At 59.6% G+C, this 20,582-nt stretch carries 17 protein-coding genes and 1 pseudogene; all 18 read right to left on the reverse strand.

Annotation, left to right across the window (positions count from 1 at the left end):
• Nucleotides 1-242: 242 nt before the first annotated feature.
• Nucleotides 243-1,654 (reverse strand): annotated as a pseudogene (locus tag RBH71_RS04225) (FGGY family carbohydrate kinase).
• Nucleotides 1,654-2,916, reverse strand: coding sequence for an NAD(P)/FAD-dependent oxidoreductase (locus RBH71_RS04230; protein ID WP_111801542.1), 1,263 nt, complete (start codon nucleotides 2,914-2,916; stop codon nucleotides 1,654-1,656). The pseudogene RBH71_RS04225 and the gene RBH71_RS04230 overlap by 1 nt, the downstream one beginning before the upstream one ends.
• A complete protein-coding gene (locus tag RBH71_RS04235; RefSeq protein ID WP_111801613.1) occupies nucleotides 2,913-4,310 on the reverse strand; it encodes an NAD(P)/FAD-dependent oxidoreductase in 1,398 nt (465 codons plus the stop codon). The genes RBH71_RS04230 and RBH71_RS04235 overlap by 4 nt, the downstream gene beginning before the upstream one ends.
• Before the next feature lie 105 nt (nucleotides 4,311-4,415).
• Complete coding sequence (gene eutC / locus RBH71_RS04240; RefSeq protein WP_111801541.1) at nucleotides 4,416-5,192, reverse strand: ethanolamine ammonia-lyase subunit EutC; 777 nt, start codon at nucleotides 5,190-5,192, stop codon at nucleotides 4,416-4,418.
• Nucleotides 5,192-6,592 (reverse strand): ethanolamine ammonia-lyase subunit EutB, encoded by a 1,401-nt coding sequence (locus RBH71_RS04245; protein ID WP_323687159.1) that lies wholly within the window; start codon nucleotides 6,590-6,592, stop codon nucleotides 5,192-5,194. The genes eutC and RBH71_RS04245 overlap by 1 nt, the downstream gene beginning before the upstream one ends.
• Before the next feature lie 12 nt (nucleotides 6,593-6,604).
• A complete protein-coding gene (locus RBH71_RS04250; protein WP_013761321.1) occupies nucleotides 6,605-7,399 on the reverse strand; it encodes an ABC transporter permease in 795 nt (264 codons plus the stop codon).
• Nucleotides 7,400-7,411: 12 nt separating this feature from the next.
• On the reverse strand, nucleotides 7,412-8,290 hold the full coding sequence (locus RBH71_RS04255) for an ABC transporter permease (RefSeq protein ID WP_003517681.1): 879 nt from the start codon (nucleotides 8,288-8,290) through the stop codon (nucleotides 7,412-7,414).
• Nucleotides 8,287-9,360 carry an ABC transporter ATP-binding protein gene (locus RBH71_RS04260; RefSeq protein ID WP_019566397.1) on the reverse strand — a complete coding sequence of 358 codons (1,074 nt, stop codon included), beginning with the start codon at nucleotides 9,358-9,360 and terminating at the stop codon, nucleotides 8,287-8,289. Before RBH71_RS04260 ends, RBH71_RS04255 begins: the two co-directional genes overlap by 4 nt.
• A gap of 299 nt (nucleotides 9,361-9,659) precedes the next feature.
• Nucleotides 9,660-10,700 (reverse strand): ABC transporter substrate-binding protein, encoded by a 1,041-nt coding sequence (locus tag RBH71_RS04265; protein WP_111801539.1) that lies wholly within the window; start codon nucleotides 10,698-10,700, stop codon nucleotides 9,660-9,662.
• 62 nt (nucleotides 10,701-10,762) lie between these two features.
• Entirely contained in the window at nucleotides 10,763-11,428 is a 666-nt protein-coding gene (locus RBH71_RS04270; protein WP_323687160.1) for an RraA family protein, read from the reverse strand.
• 15 nt (nucleotides 11,429-11,443) lie between these two features.
• The gene (locus tag RBH71_RS04275; RefSeq protein ID WP_003517686.1) at nucleotides 11,444-12,226 is read right to left on the reverse strand and encodes a carbon-nitrogen hydrolase family protein; all 783 of its coding nucleotides are present in this window, start codon (nucleotides 12,224-12,226) and stop codon (nucleotides 11,444-11,446) included.
• 147 nt (nucleotides 12,227-12,373) lie between these two features.
• The gene (locus tag RBH71_RS04280; RefSeq protein ID WP_003517687.1) at nucleotides 12,374-13,282 is read right to left on the reverse strand and encodes a LysR family transcriptional regulator; all 909 of its coding nucleotides are present in this window, start codon (nucleotides 13,280-13,282) and stop codon (nucleotides 12,374-12,376) included.
• A 417-nt stretch (nucleotides 13,283-13,699) separates the two neighbouring features.
• Nucleotides 13,700-14,041: a cupin domain-containing protein gene (locus RBH71_RS04285; RefSeq protein ID WP_003517688.1), complete on the reverse strand. Its 342-nt coding sequence runs from the start codon at nucleotides 14,039-14,041 to the stop codon at nucleotides 13,700-13,702.
• A gap of 59 nt (nucleotides 14,042-14,100) precedes the next feature.
• The gene (locus RBH71_RS04290; RefSeq protein ID WP_112176413.1) at nucleotides 14,101-15,426 is read right to left on the reverse strand and encodes an NAD(P)/FAD-dependent oxidoreductase; all 1,326 of its coding nucleotides are present in this window, start codon (nucleotides 15,424-15,426) and stop codon (nucleotides 14,101-14,103) included.
• 12 nt (nucleotides 15,427-15,438) lie between these two features.
• Complete coding sequence (locus tag RBH71_RS04295) at nucleotides 15,439-16,329, reverse strand: ABC transporter permease (RefSeq protein ID WP_003517690.1); 891 nt, start codon at nucleotides 16,327-16,329, stop codon at nucleotides 15,439-15,441.
• 42 nt (nucleotides 16,330-16,371) lie between these two features.
• Nucleotides 16,372-17,322, reverse strand: a complete 951-nt coding sequence (locus RBH71_RS04300) for an ABC transporter permease (RefSeq protein WP_013761327.1) — start codon at nucleotides 17,320-17,322, stop codon at nucleotides 16,372-16,374.
• A 125-nt stretch (nucleotides 17,323-17,447) separates the two neighbouring features.
• Nucleotides 17,448-19,109 carry a peptide ABC transporter substrate-binding protein gene (locus tag RBH71_RS04305; RefSeq protein WP_323687161.1) on the reverse strand — a complete coding sequence of 554 codons (1,662 nt, stop codon included), beginning with the start codon at nucleotides 19,107-19,109 and terminating at the stop codon, nucleotides 17,448-17,450.
• 140 nt (nucleotides 19,110-19,249) lie between these two features.
• Nucleotides 19,250-20,581, reverse strand: coding sequence for an FAD-binding oxidoreductase (locus RBH71_RS04310; RefSeq protein ID WP_323687162.1), 1,332 nt, complete (start codon nucleotides 20,579-20,581; stop codon nucleotides 19,250-19,252).
• Nucleotide 20,582 lies beyond the last annotated feature (1 nt).

Here is a 20,582-nt window from a genome sequence, read left to right on the forward strand (position 1 = left end):
CCAAGGCTCTGTTCCTGGATAACAACACGAAACGGGCTTACCGGTTCCTTGCTCATATCCAAAACGGATGCAGCCTCGCCATAAAGCTAGGTATTGGCGAACTGGTACACAACTAAAGATTTGGTAATTTAAGCCGCGCCGCGCGTTGAGGTTTTGGGTTGCAGGACCAACACGCTCAGCCACTAAGCCGCCGCTAGAGCGGGCGGCCGTTGTGGATCACACCAATATTGCCGATGAACCGGCTATTCCAAGTGGACATCAACCGCCGACCAGCTCCTTGCGTTGCCTATGGCGCGTGCAAAGCGAGCGTGATCCGCTTCTTCGACCGATCCGTCGGGTTTGAATATCTCGGCATCTTTTCGCATGGCGGTGACATCGATATCGCACAGTTCGGCGAGACCAAGCGCCGTCAACTCGCGCATGGCCGGAACGCAGATGGTCCGACCACTGGCAGCGGCCAGGAAACGGGCGAAATAGCGACTGTTCGACAGGCCGCCATCTATCGAAATCGTGTCGCCGATGGGAACGAAAGTCTGCGCGGCTTCGATCAACCGAACCGTCAGCAAGGCAATGCCCTCAAGCAGGGCGCGCACCATGTCACTCCGCGCCGTTGCGTGGTCCATGCCGATGAAAAGCGGTACGGCCTGTCTATCCCAATATGGCGCGGCAAGGCCCGAAAATGCAGGCACGAACACCAGGCCACGACGAACGGCCGATGAACCCTCAAAACCGTCAAGTTCAGTATTGTCAACATACAGGCCGATCTTTCGCGCCCATTCCAGCGCGGCACCGGCGTCATAAACCCCGCCTTCTATGGCGAAAATGGCTGCGCCGCCTTGCTTCTGCCAGCCAATGGTGGGCAGAAGCTCCCCGCCAACGGGCGTTCGTGACCAGCGATGGCCAACAGGAAGGCGCCCGTGCCGAAGGTTATCTTACAATCGCCCGGTTTGCGGCAACCGTGCCCATAAAGCGCCGCCTGCTGATCGACGATGGAAACGCGAATGGGCGTTCCCTCGATGGAACCGAAGCCGCCATTAACAGGACCGATTGCGGGCAGGCAATCCAGCGGCACCCCATGAAGAGCGCAGAGTTCCGGGCTCCAGGCACCTGTTGCCAGATCAAGCAGTCCCGTCCGCGAGGCCGTTGCAAGGTCGGTGCGGAAACAGCTTGCAAGCCGATCCAGAAAGAATGCGTCGGTGGTGCCCAGGCGCAACCGCCCTTCGGCTCTCGCCCGTGCCACCGCCGGATTGTGCCTTAGCAACCACGACAGTTTGCTCGCCGAAAAATAGGGATCGAGCGGCAATCCGCAAATCTCTTTCGATCGTTCCGCAGCCGATTGGGGCAGAGCGGCCAGGGCTTCGGCGGTGCGGGCATCCTGCCAGACGATGACCGGCGAAAGCGCTTCCCCACTCTCGGCATCCCACGCCAGGCAACTCTCGCCCTGGTTGGCGATCGCGATCGCATCTACCGGTCCGGCATCGGCCAGTACCGCGCGGATGTTGCGCAACAGCTCTTCCGGATCATGCTCCACATGACCGGGGTTTGGATAGAACTGTGCATGACGCAGGCTTGAGACGAGTTGCGCCGTGCCACCGTCGCTTATCACAAGGCATCGGGTCGACGTCGTTCCCTGATCGATCGCCGCTATGCGCATCAATTCGTCTCCTGAAAGTGAAAGGCAATCTGGGTCGCCTCAACGGCGGCGCGGGGAATGGGCACAAGCACACGGCGTTCCGGCAGCCATCGGCCGGACTTGCTCCACACTTCGGTTCCATCAAGATGAAGCGAAAGCCTGCCTTGAACACGTCTGATGAAGCGCAGCTGAAAATCGAGAAAAGCCGGCCGGTCGAGCCGCCCCGATCGCACCATGGTGGGTACCGCGAGTTTGAGCGGGTCGGCGAAAGCGATACGCACTGCCTTTGCGTTGCAGGGTTCGCGGGTGAGATCGTCGGCAACGGCAGCACCCACGCGGCGGCCTTCGCGAAACGACCAGCCACCCGTTTCCACGGCGCGCAATACGTTCCCCGTAGCGAAGAACATCGGGTTGGCCATCCGGCCGTCCTGATCGATCGTAGGTCCATCGCTGCCTGCCGCAAGATCAACAGGGGATGCGTTCAGAAGCGTTGCCTCCGGCGTGAACCGCCCGGTGAGGAGAACACCATCGCACTTGACGGTGAGGATACGGCCATCTGCCAGCCGGATGTCGGCCTCCTCGACACGACCGCTCCCACGAATGTCCACAAGTGTCGCGCGGCAATAAAAGGGCACTCCGACCAATCGGGGAAACCACCGGAAAAGCGACCGCGCCAGCGGTTCCGGCTCAAGCTCGATCATCGCCACCGGCCGCGCGCCATGCGTCAGGCATGTGAGAAGCGCGGAAAAGGAAACCAGTTCCGAACCAAGGATAAGCGGCCGGCGAAAGGGCATGATGCCGTGAAAGGCGACATAGGATTGCAGCGTGCCGGTGGTGATCACTCCCACCGGCCGGTCGCCCGGCAGGAGCCGTGCTGAGCGTGGTTTTTCCCGCGCGCCGGTCGCCAGCACAATGCGCCGGGCCTTCAACGTCTCCACGCCGCGCGCAGACGTAACCAGCAGCGTACCGTCCTGTCCGAGTTCCACTACGGAATGACCGGTGCGGACATCAACGCCCGCATCCTGCGCATGCCGCTGCAGACGTCGCGCATAGGCCGGGCCGAAATAAACGCGTCCGAATTCGCGCATGCCGAAAGGCGAATGTGTGCAATGACGGGGTGCGCCGCCAAGGGCTGGCTCACGCTCGAGGATCGTCACACGCGCAACGCCGCGTGCTTTCAGCTCCAGCGCTGCCGCCACGCCCGCCGGGCCGCCGCCGACCACGATTACATCTGCATCCGGAATGTTTTCTTGCGTCTGCTGAAAAGGCTTCCGGGAGCTCATCGATCGTCTCCCGGACGGACCGCAAGCGGTACAGCCAGACGGTCGCCCGTCATCGCGGCCAGCCGGGCGTTGCAGTAAAATCCCTGACAGCGCCCCATGCCAGCGCGGGTGCGCCGCCGCAAACCTCCGAAATCACCCGGCGGCACCGCGCTGGAAAATGTCGCCTCGATCTCACGGCGGGTGACAAGCTCGCAATGGCAGACGATTTCGCCATGATCGGCGCGCTGCCAGTCCCGCTCGAAGGTTTCGCTCAGGTTCGGCATCGTCACATGAGGCACTGCGGGCGGGGGCATGAAGCGCGTGCCGAAACTTTCGTGAAGCGCCAGAGCGTGCTGCGCCAGACCAAGTGCCGCACTGAGACCGGTGGATCGCACGCCGCCAAGCGTGATCGCGCGCAGGTCCGGCCGTGCGGAAATCCGGTAATGTTTCTTCTCGGAGGCCGGGCGCAAGCCGGCATAGATAGCGGTCACGGGAATGGAGGCCAGTGCCGGAACGATCTCCCTGCCGCGCGTCAGCAGCGCTTCCAGCGCCGCCGTTTCTACCGTCGCACGCTCGCGGTCATCCTGTTCTTCCGCCGTCGGGCCGATGAGAACGTTGCCGAAGGCGGTTGGACACACAACGATGCCCTTGGTGATTTCGGTGGGAACGGGCAGGACGATGCGCGGCACGTGTCGGCGGGCGGCCTTGTCGAGAACGACGAATTGTCCCTTGCGAGGCTTGATGGTGAAGTCTGGGACAAGCCCCAGCCGCGCATCGACGATATCGCCGAACAATCCGGCCGCATTGACAACGCTCGCCGCAAGAATCGGACCCGCCGTCGTCTCTATCTGCCACGCGCCATCAAACGCACCGGACAAGACTTCGGCGTTGCGCACCAGCTGCGCGCCAAGCGCCACCGCTTGCGTAAGATAGCCCAGCGGCGCGGACCAGGGATCGATGACATGTTCACCCGGAACTTCGAGTGCTGCGACAAGACGGTCGGACAATCCGGGCATGAATTCCCGGGCCTGCCGGGCCGTAAGCAGACCGAGCTCGGCAATGCCGTTGCGTCGCCCCTGCTCGGCGATCGCCTCCAGGCTTTGCGCCTCGTCGGGATTCCACGCACAGACCAACGCGCCGGTTTCAACGAGGCTAAGGCCCATCTGCCTGTGGAGGGACAGATATTCTGCCCGGCCTGCCTTCACCAATTCCAGTTCCAGACTGCCTTCGGGCGCATCGAAGCCGGTGTGGAGGATAGCGCTGTTAGCCTTCGATGCCCCGGAAAGAATATCGGACCCCTTCTCGATGATCACGACCCTCGCACCAGCCAGCGCGAAACGACGGGCAACCGCGCAACCGACCACCCCGGCACCGATGACGGCGACGTCGAATGCTGTGGAGAGGCTCTGGACCATGGGCTTGCCTTTATTTTCGTGGTTCGAAAGCGAAATCAACAGGCGCAACGGATCGAGCCGATGCACCTTGCCGGTTCGTGGCTATGAATGAGATCTGCTTTGTTTCTAGTCGGACAAAGCCGTAAGCGGCTTTTCGAATTCAACCAGCGTCACGCCACTTGTCTCCTGCTGGCACATGGCGCTGATCAGGGTCATGATCTTCCCCGCCGCTTCGAAGGGCGGCACGCCACCATCACGAATATTGGAAATGCAGTTGCGTCGGGAATCCGGCAGCCCGGTCTCCGGCCTGAAGGTGACATAGGCGCCAAGACTGTCGGCTGCCGAAAGGCCCGGCCGCTCGCCAATCAGGATCACCGCCACCTTTGCGCCGAGGAGGGCTCCCACATCATCCGCCAGCGCAACCCGTGCCTGCGTGGCAAGTGTGAGCGGCGCAACCGTCAATCCGTTGCTTGCGAGTGAATTAAGCAACGCCGTTGCCAACGGCACTGCATTCATCTCCACAGCCGTTGCGGAAAGCCCGTCGGCGATTACCAATGCGACATCGGCTCCCTTGGCCTGCCCGTCGAGCGCCAGACGGCCTTCGTTTGAAAGAGCACGGCCGAGATCGGGTCGGCGCAGGTAATCCGCACGGTCCTGCGCGCGGCTTGCGACATGCACGACATCCGCACCCGAAGCGCGCAAGTCACGCTCCATTTTTTCAATGTCCAGCGGACGCCACACGGCCTGGCGCGCCTGCGCATGATCCAACAGAAATGTCTGTACCGCGCGCGTGGGCGGGCTTGCACCCGTGCGGCCGAGCGCCACGCGTGCATCGGTTGCCACACGCAGGGCCTTGAGACGTTCCGGCGGGCTGGAGATGAGGGAGGGCCGGCGGTCACGCATCAGGCAGCGTCCCTTCCAAGAAAATCAAGTTCGCGAAGCCCGCGGTTCATCAGCGCAGGGTTCTCGATCATATGGCCGGCGGCATCCGTGACGCCCATATTCACCAGCCACTCCTCAAACTCCGGCGCAGGCCGATGCTTCAGCGTTTCGCGGGCATAGATTGAATCGTGATGGGAAAGCGTCTGGTAATTCAGCATGACGTCGTCCGAGCTTGGCACGGTAATGACGAAGTTCACATCAGCGGCGCACAGCATGGTCAGCAGCACGTCCATGTCTTCCTGGTCGGCATCGGCGTGGTTGGTGTAGCAGACGTCGACACCCATCGGCAGGCCAAGCAGCTTTCCGCAGAAATGATCTTCAAGCCCGGCGCGAATGATCTGCTTGCCATTATAGAGATATTCCGGACCGATGAAGCCGACGACGGTATTCACCAGAAGCGGCGAGAATTCGCGCGCCACGGCATAGGCACGCGCCTCCATCGTTTGCTGATCGACACCAAAATGCGCATCGGCCGACAGGGCAGCCCCCTGCCCCGTCTCGAAATACATGAGGTCGCTGCCGATAGTTCCGCGCTTCAGCGACTGACCAGCCTCATGAGCCTCTCGCAGAACGGCAAGATCAATGCCGAAGCCCGCATTGGCCTTCTGGGAACCGGCAATCGACTGGAAAACCAGATCGACGGGTGCAGCGCGCTCCATCGCCTTGATAGCCGTCGTCACATGGCCAAGGCAGCAGGTCTGGGTTGGAATGTCCAGCCATTGCCGCAGATCGTCAAGCAACTGCACGACGCGGATATAGTCCGTCACAGCGCTGGTGGCCGGGTTAACACCGATCACCGCATCGCCGCTCCCCAGCAGCAACCCGTCAATGGCCGAGATGGCGATGCCACGGGAACTGTCAGTCGGATGATTTGGCTGGTTGCGGGTGGAAAGGCGGCCGGAAAGACCAATAGTGTTGCGAAAACGGGTCACGACTTCCCGTTTGGCCGATACCGTCACGAGATCCTGCAGACGCATGATCTTGGAGACTGCCGCCACCATTTCCGGTGTCAGACCCCAACTTACCGCTTCAAGTTCCGCGTGCCCGACCTTGGAATTGAGCAGCCACTCGCGAAATTCGCCAACCGTCAGAGAAGACACCGGCGCGAAGGCCACTGCGTCGTGCTGGCGCGCGATCAGGGCCGAAATCTCATCCTCGTCCGAGGCGATCAATTCCTGTGCAACAAAGGTGGAAAGCGGCAGATCGGCCAGCGCCATCTGCGCCGCCAGTCTCTCCACCGGCCCTTCCGCCGCGATCCCGGCCAATTGGTCACCGGACCTTTCCGGCGTCGCCTTTGCCATCAGGGTTTTCAGATCGTCGAAACGATAGGTCGTGCCGGCTGCGATCTGTCGATAAGCCATTTTTCCGGCCCCTTACTTCACGAAAGTCTTCGTGAGGCCCACCGTGCGGTCCACGATCAGGACGACGGCAAGCGTGAGCACAATCAGAAGAACGGAGATGGCGGCAACAAGCGGATCAGCCTGGGTTTCGACATGCTGATACATGGCAACGGGAAGCGTCGTGATGCGCGGACCGGTGAGGAACAGCGAAATCACGGCTTCATCGAACGAGACGAGAAAGGAAAGCGCTGCCGTTGCAACGATGCCAGGCGCAATCATCGGCATGGTGACGCGGCGAAAGACGGTAAGAGGTGACGCCCCGAGCGTGGAGGCGGCCTCCTCGTAGATCAGCGGCAGGCCCGCAAGCGACGTGGTGAGTACACGCAGCGCATAGGGCAACACGATGATCAGATGCGCGATCACCAGACCCGTGAATGTACCGAGCAGGCCCGCACCGGCAAAGACGATCAGGATCGCAAGGCCCAGAACGATGGTCGGCAGAAGAAGCGGCGCGGTGAAGAAGGCGAGCAATGTATCCGCGCCAATCACCCGCATCCGCACGATGGCATAGGAGGCGGGCAGCGCAATCAGCATGGACAGCACGGTAACGATAACCGCAAGGAGCGTGCTGGTGCCGAGGGCGCCGATCATCTTGGAATTATGCATGAGATCCACATACCAGCGCAGGCTCCACCCGGAGGGTGGGAAGGTCATATAGCTGTCGGCCGAAAACGAGATCGGCACGACGAGCACCACGGGCGCAAGGAGGAAAAGGAACATGATGAAGGCGACAATTTTCAGCGCCAGCGGAGCGGGACGTTCTTCCATCTTCGATCTCCTTTACAGAATGGCCCGCAGAAGCCGGGAATAGAGCACCAGGGCGGCACCGAAAATCACGAGGATGATCATCGAAAGCGTAGCGGCGAGTGGCCAGTTGAGCGTCACGATGGCCTGATCATAGATTTCCGTTGCCAGAAGGAAGACGCGGCCACCGCCGAGTAGCTTGGGAGTGATGAACGAACTGACGGCCAGCACGAAGGAGAGCAGGCAACCCAGGGCCACGCCGGGCATGGTGAGCGGCACGATGATCCGCCAGAACACTTTCCAGGGCGATGCGCCGAGCGTTTCCGCAGCTTCCTCGACGCGAGGATCAAGCCTGCCGAAGCCAGCGAGGAGCGCCAGGATCATATAGGGCATCAGGATTTCGGTAAGCCCGATGACGACGCCGATCTTGTTGAACAGCAGACGCACCCCGCCTTGCGCACCCAGTGCGAAGAGGATGTTGTTGATGAGGCCGTCATCCGCCAGGATTGCGATCCAGCCATAAGTGCGCACCACCGCCGAGGTGAGCAGCGGTGAAATGACCAGCACCAACAAAAGCGTTTTCCAGCGACCCTGCGCCCGGTGAAGGTAGAGGGCGATGGGATAGGAGGCGAGCAGCGTGAGAACGGTGATCATAAGGCTGGTCAGAATGCTCTGACCAATCAGCTCGATATAAAAACCGTCGGTCAGTGTCGACGACCAGTTGTCGAGCGTATGGGCTTCCCCAAGACCGCCGCCACCGAGGCTTTCGCGGAAGGAAAGCAGCAGCAGGTTGAAGACGGGCAACACGAAGGCCAGACCGTTGACCGCAATGATGGGTCCAAGAAGAAGAGTTGCGAGAAACACGATGGAAGAGGTACGGCCACCGGGCGCCGTGATCATGACCGCCGCCGTCATCGGTTTGCTCCGAAGACCAGAGTATCCTCCACGCGCCAGACGAGACTGACCGCGCTGCCTGCCGCGACCGGCGTTTCACCGCCGGAGGTCGCGCGTTCCACGGACAGGGTCTGCCCACCAGCGGCGATCTCGTAGTGGAGGATGTCGCCGGCATAATAGACATCGCGGACTTCGCCGGCGATGCGATTGACGGGCGCTCCGTCGAAATCGGGGACGGCGTCGCCAGCGACAGTCATGGCCATGCGATGCGGCCGTACCATCAGGTCGATCTTACCGCTGTGCGCACCGGGCGCTCGCAGCACCGCGTCGCCAACCGTGATGCGGTCACCGGCGGCGTTGCCGACCAGCCTGTTGGTGCGACCGACGAAGGAGGCGACGAATGCAGTGGCAGGGCGCTCATAGAGATCGTGCGGCGTGCCAAGCTGTTCCAGGTGCCCGCCATTGAGCACAGCGACCTTGTCGCACATGCTGAGCGCCTCGACCTGATCATGCGTGACGAAGATGGAAGTGATGCCAAGCTGTTTCTGGATACGGCGAATCTCGGCGCGCATCTCGTCGCGCAGCTTTGCGTCGAGATTGGAAAGAGGTTCGTCAAACAAGAGAATGGACGGCTGGATGACGAGGGCGCGCGCCAGTGCGACGCGCTGCTGCTGGCCTCCGGAAAGCTGGGCGGGGCGACGGTCCTCGCGCCCTTCCAGACGCACCATGGCAATGGCCTCACGGGCACGGCGTTCCGCCTCGGCAGCAGGCACTTTGCGCATTTCAAGACCGAACATGACATTCTTGAGGACCGTCATGTGGGGGAAGAGCGCGTAGCTCTGGAAAACGAGGCCAATATCACGCTTATAAGGCGCAAGTTTCGTCACGTCCTTGCCGTCGATCAGGATAGACCCCGAGGAGACAGGAGAGAGGCCTGCAATCATGCGCAACGACGTCGACTTGCCGCAGCCGGAAGGACCGAGGAAGGCAACCAGTTCGCCCTTGGGAATCTCGAGATTGAGATTATCCACGGCGACGATTGTCTCGTAGCGCTTGGTCAATGAACGAATCGAGAGGAATCCTGGCTGCATGGTATCTGAAGTTCCCATTCTGGCTTCTTGCCTTTCTCCAGAACATCTCCGACCCGCAGGGAATCGGAAATGCCTTGGCCCTTGATCTACGCAAGCGCGGCGAAAATTCGCTGCGCCGTTTCGCGGTGCCCCCCGATGCAGGCCTTGGGGGCCGCTCGGCATGCATGTCCGCGTCGGCTCCCACCTCTTCCGCCCCAGCGCCGACAGAGGAGATGAACCGAGTGTTTTGGTATGCTGCTTCCGCGACTGCCATGGGAGCCGCGGAAGTCCTTTCTTTTTTTGCGCCAGGCGCAGAAGTCTCAACGGCTGAGGGGAATGACCTTGCGGCGCCAGTCCTGCGTAATCTGGTCGCGGACCTTCGAGAGGCCAATCCAGTCCACCGGGATGACCTTGTCCATCGCCTTGACGACCGTACGCTCACTCACATCGGCAGAGACAGAGGACTTGGAATTGGTCGGTGCATAATACATGGCGGCGGTAAAGGCAGCCTGGACTTCCGGGCTCAGCGCATAATCAACGAACTTGCGCGCAGCCTCGGATGACGGACCACCCTTGACGAGGTTGAGCGTGTTGATCTGGAGGATCGTGCCTTCCTTCGGAAGAACCACCTTCATCTTGCCTTTGGAACCGTCAGCATTCACCTGGCTACGGGCGTTCCAGCCTACGCCCAGCGAAACCTGGCCGTTGACAACGTTCGGATAGACTTCCGGCTTCGGCTCCCAGGTCTGCACATTCGGAGCAACTTCAGCCATCGCATTGATGCCGGCATCGATGTTCTTGATGAAATCAGTGCCGCCATTCATATGGTCCATGATGATGGTGGTACCAATACCGACGATATCGGGGGCGCTCAGCATGGCGACTTTGCCCTTGAGGGCGCTATCCTTCAGAGCGTTCCAACTGTCGGGAGCCGTCTTGATGGCATCGGTATTGTAGATGAGCACGAGATTGTCGAACGTTACGCCAACCCCGGCCACGCCTTCGAAGCGGGCATTAGGATAGAGGTCGGCGACATTCTTGGTTACGCTTTCGTCGATCTTGTCAAACAGACCTTCGTCCGTACCTGTTTTGGCGACGGAGACGTCCATCAGAGCGATATCGGACTGCGGCGCAGCCTTCTGGGCGCGCAACGAGCCGAGCATTGCAGCAGAGCCCTGCTGCGGGAAATATTCGATCTTGATATCAGGGTTAGCCGCCATGAAAGGTTCGATGACGGCCTTGGTGTAACGCTCCTGGAAAAGGCCGCTATAGCCGAGGAACGTCACGGTCTGCTGGGCGTGCGCCGGCAGAGCGGCCGCGCCGAGCATGAGAATCCCACTCAGAAGTATTGTTTTCTTCATTGTCCTGTTCTCCTCTATTGTTATTTGGAGTGGCGGACTGATCCGCCACCCATAAGACGATGTCAGGCGCTCAGCTTGGCCTGAACGAGCTTGTTGGCGCCAGAAATGTCCGGCAATTTCTCACCGTTGCGCAGGCGCTGCAGAAGCACGAGTTCGGCTTCCTGCATGCCGATGGCGCGTTCAGCCATGGCTCGAGCCTGGCTTGGATGAAGAGCGACAACACCGCTTTCATCGCACAGGATCGCATCACCCGGATTGATCACCTGGCCGCCGACGCTGATCGGAACGTTGATCGCACCTTCGAGGCCGAGGATCTTGGTGGTGATGGGCGAAGGACCACGGCACCACATCGGCATGTCGACCTTGGCGAACTCCGAGAAGTCGGTCGCCGGGCCATCAACGACACCGGCCTTAACGCCGGCCATCTTCATGGTGTTGGTGATGACACCGCCCCAGCAGGCGTGACGGGTATCGCCGCAACGGTCGATGAGGACGATATCCCCGGGACGCACGAACTGCGACAGATAGTGGAGCATGGTCAGATCCGCATTGGGGATGCGGAGCGTGACGGCAGTGCCTGCCACACGTTTGCCCGGAAGGACGGCGCGGATTTCAGGATCGACGAAGCCGGAGTGAAGCACGTGACCGATCGTTGCGACTTCGACCTTCTCAAGAAGCTCGATGATGTCGGCACCGATCTGTTCGGGCATGGGGTTGGCGATAAACATTGAGTCTTTCTCCGATCAGAGAACGTGGTGGTTCGCCACCGGTACGTTGGCGCGCACCTTGGCCGAATAGTCGAAGTCAAGGACGGCACCGGCCGTTCCAACGCTGTCGGAGCATTGGGCGACGATGTGGCCCCACGGATCGATGACCATGGAATGCCCCCAGCATGCCTTCTTGCCACCCGCATGGGTGCCGATCTGGCCGACGGCCAGAAAGTAGGTCTGGGTTTCGACGGCACGGGCGCGCGCCAGAACTTCCCAATGGTCCTTGCCTGTCATCAGGGTGAAGGCCGCTGGGAGAACGATGACGTCTGCACCTTTGTCCCGCAGGGCGCGAAACAGTTCAGGGAAGCGAATATCGTAGCAGATGCCACAACCGACCGTCTTGTCGCCAACCTTGTAGGTCACCACTTCTTCGCCACGGGCAACGGAGTCGGATTCGCGGTAGCTGATGCCGTTCGGCGTATCGACGTCGAACAGGTGCATCTTGCGGTAACGGGCGATCTGTTTGCCATCCGGCCCGAAAACGAGCGTCGAATTGTAAAAGCGATTGCCTTCCTTCTCGACGATGGAGCCGGCATGCAGAGTGATCGCGTGCTTCTTGGCCAGCCCCGAGAGCAGCGTGTAAATCTCGCCGTCAGGGAATTCCTCCCCGCTCTCATGCATCTCCTGGGGATTATCTCCAAGAAATGCAAAGTATTCCGGAAGAACAACAAGGTCAGGATTATCCGCCTTGACTGCCTTCTCAATAAGATCGGCAGCAACCTTAAGGTTTTCTGCCTTGTCATTCTGGGTATTCATTTGAACAAGTGAGACTTTCACGTTGCTCTCCTCTCATGTTGCGAGGAGAATTAAGAACGGGAACTGTTTTCATTACAAACGGAAAAACTCTATCGAAACCCATAAGGTAAGCTTATAGATTAATCATTTTGCGCTGCAGCGCAAAATTTAGGCGGCAGCCGTCATCCATTGCGTGGTGGTTTCACTGACGATTTCCGTCGCCATATCGGCAATGGCCCGGGCTATCGCGTTGTCGCCACGCTCCTGATAAACGGTGTGAAATGTGAGGGGCGGTACTGACGGACTAATGTCGAGAATACGCGCCTCACCGGATTTGATGATGCCGTCCACCAGCACACGCGGCAAAGCGCCCACCCCAACGGCCGCGGCCACAAGGCGGGTCATGATCGACAGCGAATTGGAATTATAGATGCGGCTGTCGGACAACCCGTGAGAATCGAGCAACGCGCGCAACGCCTGATGTGGCTGCGAGCCTGTCGAGAAGGTAAGTAACGGAAAATGCGCGATATCTTCGAGTGTGACGCCCGTTTCCGGCAGCGGCAATTCGACCGCGCCAACCCAACAGGACTCGAACGTACAGAGCGGTGAGTTGTAGATATTTGCAGCCATGATCGGCCCCATGATGAAACCGACATCCACCTCACCGTTTTGAATGCGCTGGGATAGTTTCAGGCTGGTGTCGATGGTCAGATCCAGACTGACGCCGGGGTAACGTTCGTTCATGCGGCGAATGAGCAGCGGTAACCAGGCATAGACGATCGTGTCGGCAGCACCGATGCGCACGGTGCCTCTCAGCGCCTCCCGGCTACTCACGATCTGTCGGAACTCACCGGTCAGATTGACGATCTTTTCGGCATGCTGCAGCGCCAGACGACCAGCAGGTGTCAAGTTGACGCAGCGCACATCGCGCGTGAAAAGCACGACGCCAAGCTCCCTTTCGAGGGCGGCAATTCGGTTGGACACCGACGCCTGGGTGGTATTCAACCGTTCAGCGGCCGCCGAAAAGCTGTTCAGCCGTGCAGCCCAGAGGAAAGTTTCGAGAAATCGCGTATTCATGAGGTAAAATCTTCCCGCATGGCTCCGCGAGCCGGCACTAACGTCGCTGGCTCGTCTTGCCCTTGGCCCTTTGTGGTTCGAGTGCAAGTATGTCCGATGCACGCCCCCATAAGCAAGGGATCAACGCCCTGGCCCTGGCACCGTTTTTTGCACCGGCTGGGGCTGGGAAAAGGGATGACGGTCACAAGGATGTTTCAAATGAGTGGCCTGTTTTGCACCAGCTGCTTCCCAAACCATTGAACGCAAACAGGGCTCTGCGTCTCCTCGGAGCCCTGTTTCTTTAAATCTTTGATTGTCGGACCATCAGCGTTGCACCGGATTGCTGTGACGAAAGACAGATCGGCGAGACCTAAATCCTCGTGCCCCGCATGCAGGACACAGCCTGCCTTAAGTCTGCAGGCACCCCTCCCCCAAACCTCACGGCTTCGGGATGACAGTTGCGAGCTTGCGGAACGGCGACAGGATTTCGAGGCGGCTTGGCACGCCCTTGGCGATGCTGATAATCGATCCGGGACCGATCTTCACCGGGACGGCTTCGCCCTGCGAATACATTGCCTCGCCCTCAACGACGACAAAAGTTTCCTCGAGGTCACGACCCGGATAGTTGTAGATGCCGGGCTCGGCCTTCCAGACTGCGACGATCGTGCCATTTTCGATCGGGTCCTGCCATATCTGGCGACGATACGAACCGCCTTCACGGCCTTCGGCGGGCATGGCCGGAACAAGATCCACGTCATCGGAAATGTTGAAAATCGGCATGGTCACGGGAATTCTCCTTGCTTTGTCAATGTTGGCACGGACCTTGTGGCCGCGCCGGTTCAGGCATGGGGTGGCAGTTCCGCCCCAGCTAGTTTCGTGGATATGTTGTCGCGCAGCCGGTAGTAACGCAGCGCCATTGCGGGTGCGAAACCCATAAAGAAGGGAGCTGCCTTCAGTGGTTCAAGCTTCAGGGCAAGCTCGTTCTCCGGCTTACCAAGCGCCCATTCCGAAAGAATGGAACCGAGCATCGAGCCGGTCGGCACACCACGGCCCGAAAGACCGGTCAAAGCCACAACGCCCGGCGCGAGACCATAAAACCGCGGTACGGTGCGATATTGCATATCGAGTTCGCCGAACCAGAAATACTCCCAGCGGATCTCTTCCCGGAGCTTTGGATGCAGCCATTTGAGCCGTTCGCTCATGACCTGTCTCGTATAGGCCATGTCGCGGCCGCGGCGTCCCATGGGAAACATCGATGCGACGATCCGGCCTTCGGCATTGTATTTGTAGACGTAGATATCGCCGCGACCATCATGAATGGTCGTGTTCTGCGGCAGGACGGTCCGGCGTGTCTCTTCGGACAAAATTTGCGTAGCGGCAACGAACACGCGTTGAATCTTGAAGGTTCGATCCAGCTTGGGCCAACCACCAACCGTATAAGCGCCAGTGGTAAAGATCACTTTCGACGCGACCACTTCTCCGCGATCGGTCTTGACCTTCCAGCCTCCGGTTATGTCGCGTTCGCAACCCGTCACCGCCGAGCCGGTAAATATCTTTCCGCGCTCCTGGATGACAGCACGACCGAGACCGCGGGCGTAACCGAGCGGATTGAGGTGACCTGCCTCTTCGTGCAGCCAGCCGCCGTCGAAACGCGGACTGCCGGTGACCGCTTCCACCTCGTCACGGTCGAGCAGCCGGGTTTTCGCGCCCACAGCATTATAGGTCTCGACCTTGCGCCTGATCTCATCCATGGCGCCCTTATGCGGTGCGCCCATCACATAACCGTTCTGTACCCATTCGCAGTCGATCTGATAGTCGCGGATCATGCTCGAGACGCGGTTATTTGCCCGCGTTTGCCGTTCGATCAGCCGTTCCGCCCAGGGCTCGCCCAGCATCCTGCGCAGCTCTGGCAGGCTATAATGGGTAAAGGTCGGGGTGCAATGTCCGGCATTGCGGCCCGAACCGCCGAAGCCGATTTCCTTCCGCTCCAGAAGCACGACATTGATGCCGATTTTCGCCAGCTCCAATGCGGTCGTCAGACCGGTATAACCCGCGCCGACGATGCAGACATCGGCCTGCACGCGACCAGAAAGAGGCTCCGTATGCGGTGCTGAAGCTGCGGTCGCATACCACAGTGTCACGTCAAAGGGTGAGAACGAAACCATCTACCGAAACCTTCAGTTCAGGTCGCTGCGCGCATCGAGCGCATCACGAAGCCCATCACCGATGAAATTGAAGCTGGTGACGGCAAGCGTGATGGCGACTCCCGGCACGATGGCGAGCCAGGGCGCCTTGTCGAGATATTGCTGGGCTCCGTTCAGCATATTGCCCCAGCTCGGCAGCGGCGGCTGAATGCCATAACCGAGAAAGCTGATATAGGCTTCCAGAAGGATGGCACGCGCAACCGTCAGGGTCGCGGCAACGATGATGGGGCCGACAGCATTCGGCAGCAGTTCCCGGAACATGATCCAGCCATTGGGCAGGCCCAGCATACGGGCTGCCATGACGAAGTCGCGTTCGCGCAGAGACCGCACTTCCGCTTCAACCAGACGGGCAATTTCCATCCAGCTCGTGACGGCAATGATAACCGTGATCATGAACGGGCTCGGCTTGACGAAAGCAGCCAGAGCGAGAAGCAGGAAAATACTCGGGAAAGACAGAAAGGCATCGACGAAACGCATCAGTATCGCGCCGATGCGCCCGCCATAATAACCGGCAACGACACCGATGATGGTGCCGATCAGTGTCGACAGCACCATGGCGAAAAACCCGACCAGCAGTGAAATGCGGCCGGCATTGAAAAGGCGCGCGGCTATGTCGCGTCCGAGCGGATCGGTGCCGAAAATATGGTAACCGGTCATCGGCGGGGCAAAACGGGCGCGCAGATCGATGAACAATTCATCGTAAGGCAAGAGATAGGGCCCGACCACGCAGGCGAAAATCATGACGGTGATCATGATGAGGCCGAGCACAGCAAGCTTGTGGCGGGCGAAACGGCGCAGCGTGCGGTTCTGCCACCAGTGAAACCGCGGTGCGGCCTGCGAGGGATGGAGGGTTGCAGCGGACATGGTCTTTCCTTCGATTGAGTGCGGCGTTTCGTCGATCCGGCTCTATCCGAGCCGGATGCGGGGATCGACGAGAGCAACCATGAGGTCAGCGAGCAGGCTTCCGATGAGTACGAGGATTGCGGAAAACATCAGAAGCCCCATCACGACGGGGTAGTCGTGATAACCAAGGCTATCGAGGAACAGGCGGCCCATGCCGGGCCAGGTAAAGACCGTCTCCGTGACAAGCGCGCCGCCGAGAATCGTCGGGAGCTGGAGACCGGCAAGGGTAATCATTGGCAGAAGTGCATTGCCGACGACGTGTTTCATCAGAACCCGGCGCGGGGTCAGCCCCTTGGCGCGGGCGGTGCGGACAAAATCCTGATTGATGACGTCAAGCGTCGCAGTCCGCATGTAGCGGCTCCAGACGGCGATGTTGACGAGGGCGAGTACCAGGCTCGGCATGATCAGGTGAATTGCATAGTCATAAAAAGACTGATCGCCGATCGTATACATGTTGCCCGCCGGCAGCCATTTCAGCCTGAGCGCGAAAACATAGATGGCCACCAGCCCGAACCAGAAGGTGGGAATTGACAGCGCGACCATGGCCCCGACCGTGGCGGTGTAATCGAACAGCGTGTAACGTTTGGTCGCCCCCTTGATGCCGATCCAGGTGCCGACAAGGATGGATACGACGGTTGATGAGACCATCAACAGCAGGGTCGCAAACAAATGCCCGGAGATGATATCGAGAACCGGACGTTGGTCGCGATAGGATTTCCCCCAATCGCCTTGCAGCAGGCGCCAGGCCCATTCGAGATATTGCACCGGCAAGGGTCGATCGAGACCCATCTGGTGGGCGATGCGATCAAGCGCCTCCCGCGTCATGCCGGGCGTCAGGGCAAATTGCGACAATGGCCCGCCAGGCGCGAGGTTGAGGATTGCAAAACCGATGATCGAGACAAGCAGCAGAAGTACGAGGCTCTGCCATATCCGATGGAGAAGAAAGGTCAGCATGATGAGACTCCAGGTCGCATCGTGGAACTGGCTAGCAACCATCCACGAATAGCCGTCAGAGTGCCGGCTGCTTCAAAGCCGGCACTTCACATGGATCGGGCATAAAGCCCTGTCTGCGGCAGGCTTTACGCCAGACGCCAGGTCGCAACGTTCCAGGTATCGATACGGTTATTGACGTTTGGCTTCACGTTTTCGACGCCCTGCTTGTGACCACGCACCGTTGCGTACTGGAACAGCGGCAACAGCGGCAGCTCCTTGCGCATGATCTCCTGGATCTTCAGGTAGACGGCCTTGCGCTCCTCCGGCACGAACAGACTGCCGCCCTTGGCCAGAAGATCATCGACGTCCTTGTTGACGAACTGCCAGGTATTCTGGCCCGAGCCGCCTTTTGCAGCACTCGACGTCGAGCGGAAGAAGTCGGAGGTATCGGGATCCGGGCCGGTCAGGAAGTCGAGCCCGACGATAACCGAATCGAACTTCGACAGCATCCAGTAGTCACCCCACATGACAGCTGGCGGCAGGTTCGAAATGGTCATCTCCACGCCGATATCCTTGAAGGATTGCTGCATGTATTGCTGAACCTGTTCGCGGATGTGATTACCCGCTGTCGTGGAGCAGGTGAAGGCGAGCTTCACGCCATCCTTGGCGCGAATACCGTCCGCCCCGGGCGCCCAGCCCGCATCGTCGAGCAGCTTTTTAGCTTTCTCGATGGAATATTCATGCTTGGGAAGATCTGGATTGTAATAGAAAGACTGCTGCGGAACGTAGCTTTCGGTGGGTGTGGGCAAACCGTAATAAAGTGCCTCGATGATCGACTGTTTGTCGATCGCCGCATAAAGCGCCTCTCTTACCGCCGGCTCCTTGAACTGTGGACGTTCCATGTTGAACGAGAGGGATTCAATTGTCGAGCCCGGCACGACGTTGACCACCTTGCCGGCGAGATCCTTGGCCTCGTCATAATGGTCGGGTGTGATCCATTGCAGGCCCACCACGTCTATGTCGCCGGTCTTGAACTGGGTGTACATCACATTCAGGTCGGGTACGTATTTGTAGACCAGACGCTCTATATGCGGGCCATCACCAAAATACTCGGTATTGGCGTCGAGCAGAATGTAGTCACCCGCAACCCGCTCCTTCCATTTGAATGCGCCCGTTCCAACCGGCGCGTTGTTATAGGCGGCGGTATTGCGGTCAGCTTCCGCACCTAGAAGGTGCTTCGGCGTAATAAATGTGGAAGCAAGGATCGAGGGATAGGGCGCGAATGGCTTTTCCATCTTCCAGGTAATTTCCGTCGGCGAAACCACGGTCAAATCCCTTACGAATTCGTGCCCGGTCTTGCGCCATGAACGGAAGTTGGGATCGACCAGGAGTTCAAGCGTGAACTTCACGTCTTCAGCGGTGAACGGCTTGCCGTCGTGCCATTTGACGTCGTCACGCAGCTTGACCTTCCAGTTGAGACCATCGGCGGAAATGCCGCCGTTTTCGACCGTCGGCACTTCGGCGGCGAGAGCTGCCACGAAGGCACCTTTCTCGTCGACATAAAACAGCGGGTCGAAGATGCTGAAATGGATGCCTTCGTCTACTTCAATATGCGGCATATGTGGATTGAACACGGTAGGCTCCTGCGAGAAGCCGACCGTGAGCTGGCCTTTGGCGGCCTTGTCCTGCGCCATGGCGCGGGAAAAAGCCGGAAGACCGGAAAGGACGACGCCGGATGCGCCGAGCGCCAAAAGGCCGAGTGCCTGGCGGCGGGTGGTATTGATAAGCGGCTTGTTCTGGTCGGACATTTTTTAGTTCCCCTTGATCCGATGGTTGAACACGACGATTATTTTTGCTTCCGCCTCTTTGGGCGGTACTACTCCCATCAGCAGTTGCCTGCCTCATGCGTCAAAAGGATCGGCGGCACCTGACCGCCGGGCTTCTCATTTCAAAAGCCGCTGACCAGTTCGATCTTCGAACCGTCGCTGAAGCGGCTGAAACGGAAATCGCGACGATCGACAATCGGATTGCGGCCTGTGACGATATCAGCCATGAGTTTTCCAGCCGCCGGGCCGATGCCGAAACCATGGCCGGAAAAGCCGGTTGCAACATGAAAGCCCGGAATGGCGTCGATATTGTCGATGACCGGAATAGCGTCAGGCGTCACATCGATCATGCCCGCCCAGCGCTGCGAAATTTCGGCCTTTTCGAAGACCGGGAAGGCTTTCTTCAGCTTGGCAAAGGCACCGTCCGTCATGTCCATGGCCGGAACGGGATCGAGCACGCGATTATATTCGAAGGGCGAAGCCTCATCGAGCGCCCAGCGGCGCGGAATGCGCCATTCATCGTAAAAGCGGCCAGTCAGGCGCAGGTCGAGCGAGCGCCACTCATGCCGCAGAGCCGGCAGGAATTTCAGTGCATAACGGAAAGATGCGGGCACGATGTCGACGATGTTCTGGAAGCCGTTCGCGATCGTATATCCGCCGTCGAGGCGCTTGCGGATCGCAAAACCGTTCGACCAGATTGCCTCTTCCGGGCCGCCTTCCAGCGGCTTTGTGCGCAGCACGGAATTCATGACCTTGAGCTGAGGCAGATCGAGACCGTTGTTGCCGAGAAACAGGCTGGACCACGCGCCACCCGCCATGACCGCCGCCTTGCAGGCAATTTCACCGCGCTCTGTCACGACACCCGACACCTTGCCGCCGGAGAGCTGCAGACCGCGCACGGCGCATTCGGTCAGAATGAAAGCGCCGCGGTCGCGGGCAGCTTCCGCAATGGCAGGCGCGGCGCGCTGCGGCTCGGCCCGGCAATCACCGGCAGTATAGAGGGCACCGGCGACATCCATGTTGGAGCCGGGATATTTCGCCTTGAATTCCTTTGCACTCAGCATGCGGCTTTCAATCTGGTAGCCTTCCAGATTGCGATTCCAGCGTTCGTGCTCGAAAAATTCCTTTTCGTTTGCGCATGTAAAGACGATGCCGGAACGCTTGAAACCAGTCTCCCGCCCTGTACGACGATTGAGATCCGCCCAGATGCGCAGCGATTCTGCCATCAAGGGCACCTCGCGTGGGTCGCGGCGGGAAATGCGCACCCAGCCCCAGTTGCGGCTCGACTGCTCGTGGCCGATACCGCCCTTTTCGCAAAGCGCAACACGCAGCCCCTGATCGACGAGTTCAAGCGCGGTTGAGGTGCCGATAATGCCGCCGCCAATGACGACGACATCGACTTCTTTCGGCAATTCCGCATCGCCATGGACGGGAACGACATAAGGACCGGGCATG

Source organism: Rhizobium sp. AN68 (assembly GCF_030758035.1).
In the GTDB taxonomy this organism is placed as follows: domain Bacteria; phylum Pseudomonadota; class Alphaproteobacteria; order Rhizobiales; family Rhizobiaceae; genus Agrobacterium; species Agrobacterium tumefaciens.

What these genes read in the sequence shown, in the direction of transcription:
- RBH71_RS04230 (WP_111801542.1), bottom strand. Translation starts at nt 2,916, where the DNA reads ATGAGCTCCCGGAAGCCTTTTCAGCAGACGCAAGAAAACATTCCGGAT.
- RBH71_RS04235 (WP_111801613.1), bottom strand. Translation starts at nt 4,310, where the DNA reads ATGGTCCAGAGCCTCTCCACAGCATTCGACGTCGCCGTCATCGGTGCC.
- eutC (WP_111801541.1), bottom strand. Translation starts at nt 5,192, where the DNA reads ATGCGTGACCGCCGGCCCTCCCTCATCTCCAGCCCGCCGGAACGTCTC.
- RBH71_RS04245 (WP_323687159.1), bottom strand. Translation starts at nt 6,592, where the DNA reads ATGGCTTATCGACAGATCGCAGCCGGCACGACCTATCGTTTCGACGAT.
- RBH71_RS04250 (WP_013761321.1), bottom strand. Translation starts at nt 7,399, where the DNA reads ATGGAAGAACGTCCCGCTCCGCTGGCGCTGAAAATTGTCGCCTTCATC.
- RBH71_RS04255 (WP_003517681.1), bottom strand. Translation starts at nt 8,290, where the DNA reads ATGACGGCGGCGGTCATGATCACGGCGCCCGGTGGCCGTACCTCTTCC.
- RBH71_RS04260 (WP_019566397.1), bottom strand. Translation starts at nt 9,360, where the DNA reads ATGCAGCCAGGATTCCTCTCGATTCGTTCATTGACCAAGCGCTACGAG.
- RBH71_RS04265 (WP_111801539.1), bottom strand. Translation starts at nt 10,700, where the DNA reads ATGAAGAAAACAATACTTCTGAGTGGGATTCTCATGCTCGGCGCGGCC.
- RBH71_RS04270 (WP_323687160.1), bottom strand. Translation starts at nt 11,428, where the DNA reads ATGTTTATCGCCAACCCCATGCCCGAACAGATCGGTGCCGACATCATC.
- RBH71_RS04275 (WP_003517686.1), bottom strand. Translation starts at nt 12,226, where the DNA reads ATGAATACCCAGAATGACAAGGCAGAAAACCTTAAGGTTGCTGCCGAT.
- RBH71_RS04280 (WP_003517687.1), bottom strand. Translation starts at nt 13,282, where the DNA reads ATGAATACGCGATTTCTCGAAACTTTCCTCTGGGCTGCACGGCTGAAC.
- RBH71_RS04285 (WP_003517688.1), bottom strand. Translation starts at nt 14,041, where the DNA reads ATGCCGATTTTCAACATTTCCGATGACGTGGATCTTGTTCCGGCCATG.
- RBH71_RS04290 (WP_112176413.1), bottom strand. Translation starts at nt 15,426, where the DNA reads ATGGTTTCGTTCTCACCCTTTGACGTGACACTGTGGTATGCGACCGCA.
- RBH71_RS04295 (WP_003517690.1), bottom strand. Translation starts at nt 16,329, where the DNA reads ATGTCCGCTGCAACCCTCCATCCCTCGCAGGCCGCACCGCGGTTTCAC.
- RBH71_RS04300 (WP_013761327.1), bottom strand. Translation starts at nt 17,322, where the DNA reads ATGCTGACCTTTCTTCTCCATCGGATATGGCAGAGCCTCGTACTTCTG.
- RBH71_RS04305 (WP_323687161.1), bottom strand. Translation starts at nt 19,109, where the DNA reads ATGTCCGACCAGAACAAGCCGCTTATCAATACCACCCGCCGCCAGGCA.
- RBH71_RS04310 (WP_323687162.1), bottom strand. Translation starts at nt 20,581, where the DNA reads ATGCCCGGTCCTTATGTCGTTCCCGTCCATGGCGATGCGGAATTGCCG.